Origin of the sequence: Brevundimonas sp., assembly GCF_035561115.1 — a bacterium.
In the GTDB taxonomy this organism is placed as follows: domain Bacteria; phylum Pseudomonadota; class Alphaproteobacteria; order Caulobacterales; family Caulobacteraceae; genus Brevundimonas.
This window is the reverse complement of sequence record NZ_DATMYH010000125.1, coordinates 1-12,083: the sequence shown is the minus strand read 5'-3', so window position 1 is coordinate 12,083 and position 12,083 is coordinate 1. Positions and strand designations below refer to the sequence as shown.

Below are 12,083 nucleotides of genomic sequence, written 5' to 3'. Positions count from 1 at the left end.
CTCCGCGCCCGATCCGATGGTGGTGGCCGAGACCCTGACCAGGCTGATGCAGAACGCCGCAGCCGCGGTGCGCATGACGATGGTGCAGGCCGCGACCCCCCAAACCCTTCCGTACGATCCCATGACGCTGGCCCGGGCGCTGATCGATTTCAACACCTCGGTGATGATGCGGCCCTCAGCGGTGCTGGAAGCCCAGGCGAAGAACTGGAGCGACTGGACCGCCCTGTGGCGGACCATGGGCGACCGGGCGATGGGGCAGGAGACCACGCCTGTCGCGGCGCCGGCCAGGGGCGACCGTCGCTTCTCGGATCCGGCCTGGAGCGAGGAGCCGGTCTACGACTGGCTGAAGCAGGCCTATCTGCTGGCTGCGCGCCAGCTCCAGGAATTCGTGGCCGCGGCTCCGGTCGACGAGGACACCCGCGCCCAGGTGGATTTCGCCAGCCGCCAGATGATGAACGCCCTGGCGCCGACCAATTTCGCCCAGACCAATCCGCAGGTCGCCCGCCGGATGGTCGAAAGCGGCGGCCTGAGCCTGATGATCGGCGTGTCGAATCTGCTTGAAGACATCGGCAAGGGTCAGGGACTGGTCAGCCGGCGCGCGCCCAACGATTTCGAACTGGGCGTCAACATCGCCGCCACGCCCGGCGCCGTGGTGTTCAAAAACGATCTGATGGAATTGATCCAGTACGCGCCGACGACGCAGCAGGTCTATCGCCGTCCGCTGCTGTTCGTCCCTCCACTGGTGAACAAATACTACCTCTTCGACCTGACTCCGAAGGCCAGCTATTTGAAATGGCTGGTCGATCAGGGCCACACCGTCTTCGTCATCTCCTGGGCCAATCCCGACGAGCGCCACGCCGACAATGGGCTGGACGCCTATGTGAAGAACGGGGTGATCGCCGCCCTGGACGCCGTCGAAGCGGCGACGGGCGAGCCCGACGCCGATCTGGTTTCCTACTGTCTGGGCGGCACCCTGTCGGCCATGACCCTGGCGTATCTGGCCGCGACGGATCGCACCGAACGCGTGGCTTCGGCGACGCTGATCGCCACCCTGGTCGATTTCGGCGACATGGGCGAATGGTCGGTGTTCACCGGCGACAGCGACCTGAAGGCCTTCAACCGCTATCTGAACGAGCGCGGCTACGTCGAGGCGCACGACCTGACGAAACTGTTTTCGACTGTGCGCGCCAACGACCTGATCTGGTCGTCGGTGGTGAACCACTATCTGCTCGGCGACGAGGCGCGCGCCTCTGACCTGCTATGGTGGTTCGACGACGGAGCGCGAATTCCGGCCCGGATGCTCAGCGAATACGGCGCCCAGGTGCTGCGCGGAAACCGGCTCAGGGAGAAGGACGGCGTGAAGATCGACGGCGTCGCGCTCGACCTCGGCGCGATCCGGACGCCGGTCATGATCGTGGCGTTGAAGGACGACCACGTGGCGGCCTGGAAGAACACCTATGCCGGGCGTCGCTTCTTCGGCGGGCCGACGCGCTTCCTGCTGGGAGGCTCCGGCCACAACGCCGGCATGATCAATCCGCCTGCGTCGAACAAGCACGGCTACTGGGTCAATGACGCGGCGCCGGACGACGCTGAGGCCTGGCTGGCCGACGCGGAACAGAAGGCGGGTTCATGGTGGCCGGAATGGCAGGGCTGGCTCGACGCCGCCGCCGCCGACGACAAGGTCAAGGGGCGCAAGGTCGGTTCCGGCAAGCTGAAGGCCGGAGAAGCCGCTCCGGGATCCTACGTCCGCGTCCGATACTGAGAGCCCGATTACGCCTCGTGCGTGCAATCCAGTGAATTTGCTTTAACCCTTCTCTTTCGAGTCAGCGGCTTAGGCCCTGATCGTCTGTAGGGGTGGAGCATGGGCGACCGGCTATCGCGGCGGCAGCTGCAGTGTGTTCGACTGGCTGGGGAGGGACTCTCAAACAAGGAGATCGCCCGGCGGCTGGGGGCGACAATCTCGCCGAACACCGTCAACAATCATCTTTCCAACGCGTACAAGCGGCTTGGAACCTCCGATCGCTATGAAGCGGTGCGTATTGTCTCCCGGGACTACCCGCTTTCCTCCTCGTTTGTTCCCGGCCCCCTTCCCACCGGTCCATCCCCGACGTTCCCTGATCCGGCGCCGGACGAACAATCCGGCGCCCCAGGCGATCGCCCGGGCCCGTCCAGCTGGTTCCTCCCGCGTCCTGACAGACGCATCCTGGTCCGGCTTGCTCTGGTCCTCGCGTTCGCGATGGGCGCCGCGATCGTGTCGATCGGAATCGTGTCTGTGATGGCGGCGACTACACGCACCGCCGCCGAGCAGGCGCCTCCCGGCGCGATCCGGACCTTGTCGGAACCAACGACCAGCCACGGAGCGGGGACGTGAAAAGAGCACAGGTAGGGGTGAGGATCGCCCGAAAGATCCATACGACGGAGCACGCCGTCGATCGAGCGATGGTGGCCGCGAGCGAGCTGCTGCAGACGATGCTCGATGGGCGGCGTGACGCGGCGGTGGGGGCGGATGTCGGTCATGCCGAGATCAGCGATATCGTCGCCAGTCTGGCGCAACTGAACGGCGCGCGGGGTCTGATGGTCCGGAGCCATGGGGGGCTGGCCCAGGTCGCGGAGACGCTCGGCGTGTCATGGCGGATGGACGGCGGGATGGAGCAAAAACTGCCGCCGACGCCGATGCAGCTCGTCGCGAACGGCTGAGGTGCTCGTCCCCGGCTACAGCGTGGCCCAACATGTGGTCACGCTTATGAGCTTCCTGACGATCGGCCTCTTGCTGGGGTTCGGGCGGCTTGCCGAACGGATTGCGGGCGTTGCGCTTCTCGTCGCGATGGTGGGGACGCCGTTCGTGGACCATCTGCACATTGGCGAGTTCCGCTACGGAGTCGCGGTTCTTTCATCGGGGCTTTTTGCGACGCTGATCATCCTGGCGTTGCGGACGGACCGCTGGTGGCTCATCGCCGCGGCCGGCGTTCAGCTGCTTTCGATCGGCCTCTGGGCGGCGACGATACTCGGCGACCTGCAAATCTGGGGCGCGGTCACGGTGCGCATCGTGATCTGGGTGCAACTGATGCTGCTCGCCCTTTTCGGGGTGTGGGAAGCCCGTGCGGCTCCCTATGCCCAAACTTCATCATCAGCCGGACCCAGGGTCTGGCCAGGAGCAATATCATGACGACGAAGCGCGCCTTTGGACAGGCGATCGCGCTGTGGGAGGCCACGCGCCAGACCGCCACCGACGATGATTTCGACACGCTGGAAAACGCCGAGCGTGTGATCCTCGCCCATCTTCCCAGTTCGCTCGCCGACGCGGCGAGCATGCTTGAAGTCGTGATGGATCAGAAGGGTGACGGGCGCAGCGACGGTCTCGACCTGCGGGCCATCGAGCGTATCGTCTCGCTGCTGCGCAACGGCGCGGCGGTCGACGAGCAGCGCGCGCAGGCTTCCGGATCGGTTCTGGGTTTCAGGACAAGTCGGGCCTGAAGCGGTTCAGGGTTGGACGAAGGGCGGGAAGGACGTCCCGGCCCGTCCTTCGCCGCCTTCCGCACCGTCGTTTTCCGACACAGGAACCTGTGCGGTACGAGGTCGTTTCCGCCATCGATTTTTGGAGGAGATGCGTCATGCCGACCTATGTCTTTCATATGCACGACGGCGCGTCGGTGGCACCCCAGGAGGAGGCGGTCGAGGCGACGGATATCCATCAGGCCCGCGATCTGGCCGAGATGCGACTGTTGCTGAGCAACCAGTTCACGCACGTCGAGGTGTTTCAGGAGGGAAGGGAGCTTCTGCGACTGAAACGGGACGGCCGAGGGTGACTCCGGACTGGTCCGCCCGGGATCGTCTGGTCCCGGCCTCACCGAGCCTTGATTTGCCCGCACGGCGGCAAGGGGGGAACGTAGGCGCGGAGGCGGCAGGATGCGTGGGTCGAGGGCCAGTTTGACGCGGGTCGAGCGTGAGCAGGAAATCCTGCGTATCGCCGAAGCCCTGGCGCAGCGCGGCTTCTATGTGTTCGGTCCGACCCCGGCGGCGGCGGCCCCGACCGATCCGCCGGGCGCGACGCCCGCGCCGCGCGGTTCGCCAGCCGGACGATGACGCGAACATGGGCCGGCTTGCAGATGTCATGCCGGCCTTGTGAAGGCAGCGCTTGCACCATTCGCGCTTCGGGCGTCTTGGACTGGACGCATGGCCAGACGCCCCTCAACCGCAAGGAAGACCCTGTCCGAGGCGAACCTGTCCGCCCTCGGCGCGGATCGGCTCGCCGCCTTGCTGATCGAGGTTGCGGACGGCGATCTGAAGCGGCGGCTGCGAATGGAACTGGCCGCCGAGATCGGAGCCCCCGATCTGGCGCTCGAACTGGACAAGCGGCTCGCCACCCTGGCCAGCAGCCGGGCCCGGGTGTCGTGGCGCAAGCGGCCGGAATTGCTCGCCGACCTGCAGATGCTGCGGCGCATGATCGTCGGGAGGCTCGCCGCGATGGATGCGAAGCTGGCGCTCGACCGCCTGGTGGCCTGGTTCGACCTCTATCCATCGCTGGCTGCGCGGGTGAAGGACCCCAGGGGCGAGCTCACCCTGGTCTTCGACGGCGCATCTGAAGATCTGACGGCGCTGGCCTCGACGGTCGGCCCGGACGTCGCCGGACCGGCGCTGACGGACGCCCTGCTCACGCGGCTGTCGGAGTGGGCTTCCTGGATCGGACGCGGCGCCGCGGCTCTCAGTCCGGCCATGGCGAGACGGTTGTTGGCCGACCTGACGCGAGGGCGGCCCCGTCCGACGGGGCGGTTGGCTCTCGTCGTGCGTAAACTGGCGGATCGGGCGGGCGATATCGACGCCTGGGTCCTCGCCATCCCGGATGAAGAGCGGCGCAAGCCCGAAGTCGCCGCCGGGATCGCCAGACGCCTCGCGCAGGCCGGCCGTGCAGAGGAGGCGCGCGGGGCGCTGGAGGCCTCCCGGACTGAAAGCCCGCCAGCCAGCCGATGGGGTCGAACGAGGGCCGCCGGGCCGGCGGCTCTGCCGGACGGCTGGTACGCGGCCGAGATCGCCGTCCTGGAAGCGGAAGGCCAGGACGCCGCGGCTGAGGAAGCGCGCTGGAGTCTGTTCGAGCGGACGCTTTCGGTCGACACGCTGAGGACGCTGCTGGCCGCGCTGCCCGACTTCGAGGACGTCATCGCGCTGGATCGGGCCTTCGCGCAAGCCGGGGCGCATCCTGATGCGATCAAGGGTCTGGCGTTCCTGATGAACTGGCCGGCGCATCGCGAGGCGGCGGCGATGATCCTGGCCCGCCGCGATGAGATTCGGGGATCTTCCGACGATGTCCCGCTATGGGCGGCGCGACTTGCGGGCCGCTATCCGGACGCCGCCCTGCTGCTTGTCCGGGCGCGGGCCAGGGCGCTCGTCCGCCTTGGCGGCGGCATGACGGATGAGGTGGAGGGCTTGATCGGCGAGGCGGAGGCCCTGTCGGCCTTCGCGGGCGAAGACTTCGAAAATCATGCCGCCTTTGTCGAGGGGCTTCGCTCGCTCGCGGCGCCGGGGCGTCCCGTCTGGCGTTGAAACGGAACGGAGGAACGGCGCGCGCGGGGAGGTCCCGTCGCGGTCCCGCTGGCGGACAGGGTGGGATTCGAACCCACGGCAGGCTTTCACCTGCGGCGGTTTTCAAGACCGCTGCCTTAAACCACTCGGCCACCTGTCCGTGCTTATCGAGCGGAATGGCCGCATAGCGCCAAACCTCCCGTTAACCAAAGCGGAAATGTCTGCGGTCATGCTTCCGGCCGTCAGGGACGGGGCCATGGCTGCAAGACTCGCCAAAACAATCCGGGGCGCGCAGGCGGTTGCGCTGCTGTCGCTTCTGGCCGCCTGCGCCGGCGGCGCGCGGCCGGACATGGGCCGGCTGCCGGTCGTGACCGATCCCGCGCCGATCGTTTCAGGGACGATGCGCCCCTACCAGATCCGGGGGCGCTGGTATCAGCCCGCCGAACAGCCCGGCTATGACGAGACCGGCATGGCGTCCTGGTACGGCGACCAGTTCAACGGCCGTCCGACGGCGACCGGCGAGCGCTTCGACATGCATGCCCTGACCGCCGCCCACAAGACCCTGCCGTTGCCCGGCCTGATCGAGGTCACCAACCTGGCCAACGGCCGCCGGATCGTCGCACGGGTCAATGACCGGGGCCCGTTCGTCGATGGCCGGATCCTCGACCTGTCGCGGGGCTCGGCCGAGGCGCTTGGTCTTCTGTCGGCGGGGGTGGGCCAGGTCAGGGTGCGCTATCTGGGCCGGGCGCCCAGGATAGGCGGAGGAACGGCCCTGCAACAGGCCGCGGCCCCGGCGCCGCGGGCGCCTGCCGTCCCGGCTGGGGCGACGTACGCCAGCGGAGCGTACTGGGTCCAGGCCGGCGCCTTCGCCGACCGCCGGGCGGCTCATCGCGTCGCCGACCGGCTGGGAGACCGCGCCGCCGTCGACGTCGCCCCCCGCGGAAACGACGCTTTGTACCGCGTTCTGGTCGGCCCGTGGCCCGACGCCAACGCCGCCGAGCACGCCCGTCAGGCGGTCATCGCGCGCGGATACGCCGACGCCCTGTTGATATCGGCGCGCTGAGGCTTGCGAACCGGGCGGGCGCCGCCATTGTGCGCCGGTGACCCAGGGCAGATTCATTACGTTCGAAGGCGGGGAGGGAACCGGCAAGTCGACACAGGTCGCACGGCTGGTCGAGCGCCTGCGCGCGCGCGATCTGGAGGTCGTCCAGACCCGTGAGCCCGGCGGATCGGCCGGTGCGGAGGACATCCGCAACATCGCCCTGAACGGCGACGCCGGCCGCTGGTCGCCGCTGACCGAGACGCTGCTGATGTTCGCCGCCCGCAGCGATCATCTGGAGAGGACCATCCGCCCCGCGCTCGAAGCCGGCCGCTGGGTGGTCTGCGACCGGTTCGCCGATTCCAGCCGTGCCTACCAGGGCGTGGGCGGCGGCACGCCCGCCGAATTCATCGAGACCCTGGACGCCGCTATCGTCGGCGAGACCCAGCCGGACCTGACCCTGATCTTCGACCTGCCGGTCAGCATCGGGCTGGAGCGCGCCTTCGGGCGGGGCCTGTTCGAGACGCGGTTCGAGTCCAAGGGGCTGGAGTTTCACGAGCGGTTGCGCCGCGGCTTCCTCGACATTGCGGCGCGACATCCCGAACGCTGCGTCGTCATCGACGCCGACGGCGATCAGGACGCAGTGGCGGCGCGCGTCTGGGCCGCAATAGAGGCGCGGCTGCTGTGAGCGAGCATCCGCGCGACCGGTTCGACCTGATTCCGGACGCCGCGGCCGAGGCCGCCTTTCTGGATGCGTTCGACAAGGGCCGGCTGCACCACGCCTGGCTGCTGTGCGGGGTCGAGGGGGCGGGCAAGGCCACGTTCGCCTACCGCGCGGCCCGCCGCCTTCTGGGGGCCGCGCCTGATCCGTCGCGAGGGTTGCTGGGAACCCGGCCCGAAGATCCGGTGGCCCGACTGGTGACGGCTCAGTCCCATCCCGACCTTCTGGTGCTGGAACGCGCCGTCGAAGGCGGCAAGACGAAGAAATCGATCTCGGTCGATCAGGCCCGCGACCTGCCGGAGTTCTTTTCCAAGAGCCCGTCGCAGGCCCGCTACCGCGTTGCGATCATCGATGCGGCGGATGACCTGAACCTGAATGCTGCCAACGCCTTGCTGAAGGTTCTTGAAGAACCGCCTGAGCGCGGCGTGCTGTTTCTCGTCACCCATGCGCCGGGACGGCTGTTGTCGACCTTGCGCTCGCGGTGCCGGCGGCTGGCCTTCCCCGTCTGGCCCCTGCACGCGCTTGAGAATCTGGTTCGCAACCAGACCGGCGTGTCATCCGGAGAGGCGGCGCGGATCGCAGCCATGGCCGCCGGCTCTCCGGGACAGGCGCTGGCGCTGGCGTCCGGGGCGACCCTCGAGGCCGACAGGCTGGCCCAGGCCTGGGTCGCCGCGCCGGCCGTCGACCGCGCCGAAGCCCTGGCCGTCGCCGACAGGTTCCGCGGCGCGGAGGGCCAGGAGCGGTTCGAGACCCTCATGGACCGGCTGATCGCCGCCGTGAAGGTGCGGGCGCTGGAGGAGGGGGCGTCCGGCGCGCGCTGGGCCGAGCTGTGGAGCCGCCTGTCCGAACTGCCCGACCGGACCGCCGCCATCAACCTGGACCGCGGCGACGTTCTGGCTGGCGCCCTGGCCGATCTGCAGCGCACCAAGGCGGGCGGCTGATGCTGATCGACAGCCACGTCAATCTGCATGCGCCGCAGTTCGACGCGGACCGCGACGCTGTCATCGCCCGGGCTCGCGCGGCCGGGGTGGGCCTGATGCTCGAGATTTCCGACAAGCTGTCGACGTTCGAGTCCACCCACGGGCTGGCCATGGCGCATGCCGACATCTGGTGCACGGTCGGCGTTCATCCTCATGAGGCGAAAGACTACGCCGATCTGACCGCGGGCCGGCTCGCCGAGCTTGCGGGCCGGGACCGGGTGGTGGGAATCGGCGAGTGCGGGCTGGACTTTCACTATGACCTCAGTCCCCGCGACACCCAGGCGTCCGTGTTCCGGCAGCATATCGGGGCCGCGCGCCTGACCGGTCTGCCGCTGGTGATCCACACGCGTGAGGCGGACGATGTCATGGCCGGCATCCTGGCCGAGGAACAGGCCGAGGCGCCGTTCCGGTTCCTGATGCATTGCTACACCAGTGGTCCGGAACTCGCGGAAAAGGCAGCAGAACTTGGGGCGTGGTTCTCGGTCTCCGGCATCGCCACCTTCAAGGCGGCGGGCGATGTCCGGGAGGTCATTCGGTCGATGCCGGCCGACCGGATCATTGTGGAAACCGACTGCCCCTATCTCGCGCCGGCGCCTCACCGGGGGCGGCGCAACGAGCCCGCCTGGGTCGGTCATGTGCTGGACGCCCTGGCCGATATCCGGGGCTGGACGCGGGAAGAGGCGGAGGCGCGCACCTCGGCCGCCTTCTTCGCCCTGTTCGATCGTATTCCCCGGCCGCCAGAGAGCGGGAGGCCGGCATGAGCGACCCCGGCGAGCTGGAGGTCGTCATCCTGGGCTGCGGCTCCTCCGGCGGGGTGCCGCGCGGCGATGGCGACTGGGGCGCCTGCGATCCGGCCGAGCCGAAGAACCGCCGCACCCGCTGTTCGGCCCTGATCCGCCGCCACGGTCCGGCTGGCGTGACCAGCGTGCTGATCGACACCTCGCCCGACCTGCGCGCCCAGATGCTGGCCGCCGGGGTCCGGCACGTCGACGCCGTTCTCTACACCCATGATCATGCGGACCAGGTTCATGGAATCGACGATCTGCGCGTTTTCGCCATGCGCACCCGGCGACGTATTCCGGCATGGATGGATGCTCCGACACGGGCAGCCCTGACGGATCGTTTTCGCTATATATTCAAGAGTGAGGAGGGCTATCCCGCCATACTGGATGATATGGAGATTCCGCCCCACGGACGGCGATGGACCGTCGCCGGGGCGGGCGGCGACCTTCCGGTCCTCACCTTCGATCAAGCCCACGGCCCGATCCGCTCCGTGGGCTATCGCATCGGGCCGATAGCCTATTCCAGCGACGTGTCGGATCTGGACGAGGCCGCGATCGAGGCGGTGCGGGGCTGCGACCTGTGGATCGTCGACGCCTTGCGCTGGACGCCGCATCCGACCCACGCCCATGTCGAAAAGACCCTGGACTGGATCGCCCGCGCGGACGTCAAACGCGCCGTACTGACCAACCTGCACCTCGATCTCGATTACAACGCCCTCAAGGCCGCCGTGCCCGCCCATGTCGATGTGGCCTGGGACGGCTGGTCCGCCCGCCTGCCGCTGGATGGAGTTCCGACGCCATGAAACGCCTGCTGTCCGCTGTTTGCGGCCTCGCCGCCCTTGCCCTGTCATCGGCCGTCCTCGCCCAGCCGGCGCCGGCGGAGGGGGATTTCACCGCCGGGGATTTCGCCCTCGCCGGCGGACAGCGGCTCCCTGAACTGCGGCTTCACTACCGCACCCTGGGCCAGCCGCGGCGCGGCGCAGACGGCCGCGTCGAGAACGCCGTCCTGTTGCTGCACGGCACGGGCGGAACGGGCGCCCAGTTCCTGTCGCCCCAGTTCGCCAGCGAACTGTTCGGGCCCGGCCAGCCGCTGGATACGGCCCGCTACTACATCATCATGCCGGACAACCTCGGCCATGGTGGCTCGTCGAAGCCGTCGGACGGTCTGCGGGCGGGGTTCCCGGAGTACGGCTACGCCGACATGGTCGAGGCGCAGCGGCGACTGCTGGTCGACGGACTGGGCGTGGACCGGGTGCGGCTGATGCTGGGCACCTCGATGGGCTGCATGCACATCTTCGTCTGGGCCGAGGCGCACCCGGACTTCGCCGACGCCCTGATGCCGATGGCCTGCCAGCCGACCGCCATCGTTGGCCGGAACCGGCTGTGGCGCTCCATGCTGAAGGACGCGATCCGGAACGATCCGGCGTGGCGCGGCGGCGACTATGTCGAGCAGCCCGTCGGGGGGCTGCGCACGGCGGTCGACCTTCTGCTGCTGGCGGGCTCGGCCCCGATGGCGATGCAACAGGATCTGGCGACCCCGGCCGCTGCCGACGAGTGGCTGGCGGCGCAGCAGGCCCGGCGGCTTCCGGCGCTGGACGCCAACGACCTCTGGTATCAGGTCAATGCCTCCTTCGACTACGACCCCTCGGCCGGGCTGGAGCGGATCACCGCGCCGATGACCTGGATCAACTCGGCGGACGACTTCATCAATCCGCCGGAGCTGGGTCTGGCCGAGCAGTTCGTTCCGCGGATCGCCGGCGTCCGATATCGCCTGATCCCCAACAGCGCCGGCGGCAAGGGCCATGGGACCCACACCTGGGCGGCGTTCTGGAAGGACGACCTGGTCGCATTGCTGGCCCGCAGCAACCCGGGGACCTAGACGCGGCCGTTGTGCTTCGGCCATACGCCCGTATAGGATGTGGTCTGGCCATGGAGACCGCCGATGAACGTGATTGCCCAGGTGTCGAACGCGTTTCGCCGGAAGCCGGTGACCACGGTAGCGCTGCTCATCGCCGTCGGGGTGGCGTTCATCGTCTTGCGTGAATTCGCTCAGGGCTTCCTGGACGGCCTGATCGCGGGCTTCACGGACGGCGTCTAGCCTCACACCCGCAGAAGCCTCGCCGCCTTCGGGGCGAAATAGCTCAGCACCCCGGCGCAGCCCGCGCGCTTGAAGCCGTGCAGGGTTTCAAGGATGGCGCGGTCCTCGTCGAGCCAGCCGTTGGCGATGGCGGCCTGCATCATCGCGTATTCGCCGGACACCTGGTAGGCGAAGGTGGGGACTTTGAAAGTCTCTGCAACCCGTTGAACGATATCGAGATAAGGCATGCCGGGCTTGACCATCACCGCGTCGGCGCCCTCGGCGATGTCCATGGCGACCTCGCGCAGGGCCTCGTCGGAATTGGCGTAGTCCATCTGGTAGGTCTTCTTGTCACCGGTCAGCGCCTTCGCCGAGCCGACAGCGTCGCGGTAGGGGCCGTAGAAGGCCGAGGCGAATTTGGCCGCATAGGACAGGATCAGGGTGTCGGAGAAGCCGTTGGCTTCAAGTGCCTCCCGGATGGCCTGGACGCGACCGTCCATCATGTCGGACGGGGCGACGATGTCGGCCCCCGCATGGGCGTGGATGAAGGCCTGTTCGGCCAGCCGTTCGAGGCTGGCGTCATTGAGGATGCGGCCGTTCTCGACCACGCCGTCATGGCCGTGGTCGGTGTAGCAGTCCAGCGCCACGTCGGTCATGACGCCGATCCCGGGCGCGGCGTCCTTGATGGCGCGGATGCAGGCGGGGATCAGGCCGTCGGGGTCGGTCGCGCCGGTGCCGACGCCGTCCTTGATGGAGCCGTCGACATTGGGAAACAGGGCGACGACCGGAATGCCCAGATCGCGGGCCTCGACGGCGGCCTCGGCGGCGGCTCTGGGCGACAGGCGGAAGACGCCGGGCATGGAGGCGACCGGCTGGCGGTCCTCGGCCCCGTCGTGGACGATCAGGGGCCAGATCAGGTCGGCGGGCGTCAGCGTCGTCTCGGCCACCAGCCGGCGCACCCACGGAC

The 12,083-nt window shown here is 68.5% G+C and carries 16 protein-coding genes and 1 tRNA gene; 15 read left to right on the top strand and 2 right to left on the bottom strand.

From position 1 onward, the window contains the following. From VN378_RS16735 to VN378_RS16700, 8 genes are all read left to right on the top strand, one after another. On the top strand, positions 1-1,762 hold a 1,762-nt coding region (locus VN378_RS16735), incomplete at its 5' end, for a PHA/PHB synthase family protein (protein WP_325744691.1). A gap of 99 nt (positions 1,763-1,861) precedes the next feature. Then, on the top strand, positions 1,862-2,371 hold the full coding sequence (locus tag VN378_RS16730) for a helix-turn-helix transcriptional regulator (RefSeq protein WP_325744690.1): 510 nt from the start codon (positions 1,862-1,864) through the stop codon (positions 2,369-2,371). A 17-nt stretch (positions 2,372-2,388) separates the two neighbouring features. Beyond that, the gene (locus VN378_RS16725) at positions 2,389-2,697 is read left to right on the top strand and encodes a hypothetical protein (protein WP_325744689.1); all 309 of its coding nucleotides are present in this window, start codon (positions 2,389-2,391) and stop codon (positions 2,695-2,697) included. A 46-nt stretch (positions 2,698-2,743) separates the two neighbouring features. Continuing rightward, on the top strand, positions 2,744-3,166 hold the full coding sequence (locus VN378_RS16720) for a hypothetical protein (protein WP_325744688.1): 423 nt from the start codon (positions 2,744-2,746) through the stop codon (positions 3,164-3,166). Next, entirely contained in the window at positions 3,163-3,474 is a 312-nt protein-coding gene (locus VN378_RS16715; protein WP_325744687.1) for a hypothetical protein, read from the top strand. Before VN378_RS16720 ends, VN378_RS16715 begins: the two co-directional genes overlap by 4 nt. A gap of 137 nt (positions 3,475-3,611) precedes the next feature. Beyond that, a complete protein-coding gene (locus VN378_RS16710; protein ID WP_325744686.1) occupies positions 3,612-3,806 on the top strand; it encodes a hypothetical protein in 195 nt (64 codons plus the stop codon). A 100-nt stretch (positions 3,807-3,906) separates the two neighbouring features. Further along, on the top strand, positions 3,907-4,083 hold the full coding sequence (locus VN378_RS16705; RefSeq protein ID WP_325744685.1) for a hypothetical protein: 177 nt from the start codon (positions 3,907-3,909) through the stop codon (positions 4,081-4,083). Between the two features lie 90 nt (positions 4,084-4,173). Continuing rightward, the gene (locus tag VN378_RS16700) at positions 4,174-5,538 is read left to right on the top strand and encodes a DUF6880 family protein (protein ID WP_325744684.1); all 1,365 of its coding nucleotides are present in this window, start codon (positions 4,174-4,176) and stop codon (positions 5,536-5,538) included. A 49-nt stretch (positions 5,539-5,587) separates the two neighbouring features. On the opposite strand, the gene VN378_RS16695 is transcribed toward VN378_RS16700, so the two are convergent. After that, positions 5,588-5,677 (bottom strand) — tRNA-Ser (locus VN378_RS16695). A gap of 96 nt (positions 5,678-5,773) precedes the next feature. Between VN378_RS16695 and VN378_RS16690 the strand changes: the two genes are divergently transcribed. From VN378_RS16690 to VN378_RS16660, 7 genes are all read left to right on the top strand, one after another. Further along, positions 5,774-6,580: a septal ring lytic transglycosylase RlpA family protein gene (locus VN378_RS16690; protein WP_325744683.1), complete on the top strand. Its 807-nt coding sequence runs from the start codon at positions 5,774-5,776 to the stop codon at positions 6,578-6,580. Positions 6,581-6,617: 37 nt separating this feature from the next. Beyond that, entirely contained in the window at positions 6,618-7,244 is a 627-nt protein-coding gene (gene tmk, locus VN378_RS16685; RefSeq protein ID WP_325744682.1) for a dTMP kinase, read from the top strand. Next, complete coding sequence (locus VN378_RS16680) at positions 7,241-8,218, top strand: DNA polymerase III subunit delta' (protein WP_325744681.1); 978 nt, start codon at positions 7,241-7,243, stop codon at positions 8,216-8,218. Before tmk ends, VN378_RS16680 begins: the two co-directional genes overlap by 4 nt. After that, positions 8,218-9,018, top strand: coding sequence for a TatD family hydrolase (locus VN378_RS16675; RefSeq protein WP_325744680.1), 801 nt, complete (start codon positions 8,218-8,220; stop codon positions 9,016-9,018). Before VN378_RS16680 ends, VN378_RS16675 begins: the two co-directional genes overlap by 1 nt. Further along, positions 9,015-9,842 (top strand): MBL fold metallo-hydrolase, encoded by an 828-nt coding sequence (locus VN378_RS16670; RefSeq protein ID WP_325744679.1) that lies wholly within the window; start codon positions 9,015-9,017, stop codon positions 9,840-9,842. Before VN378_RS16675 ends, VN378_RS16670 begins: the two co-directional genes overlap by 4 nt. Further along, positions 9,839-10,918 carry an alpha/beta fold hydrolase gene (locus VN378_RS16665; RefSeq protein ID WP_325744678.1) on the top strand — a complete coding sequence of 360 codons (1,080 nt, stop codon included), beginning with the start codon at positions 9,839-9,841 and terminating at the stop codon, positions 10,916-10,918. The genes VN378_RS16670 and VN378_RS16665 overlap by 4 nt, the downstream gene beginning before the upstream one ends. 63 nt (positions 10,919-10,981) lie before the next feature. Further along, positions 10,982-11,137, top strand: a complete 156-nt coding sequence (locus tag VN378_RS16660; RefSeq protein ID WP_325744677.1) for a hypothetical protein — start codon at positions 10,982-10,984, stop codon at positions 11,135-11,137. A 2-nt stretch (positions 11,138-11,139) separates the two neighbouring features. On the opposite strand, the gene hemB is transcribed toward VN378_RS16660, so the two are convergent. Next, the coding region (hemB, locus tag VN378_RS16655; protein WP_325744676.1) for a porphobilinogen synthase at positions 11,140-12,083 on the bottom strand (944 nt) is incomplete at its 5' end.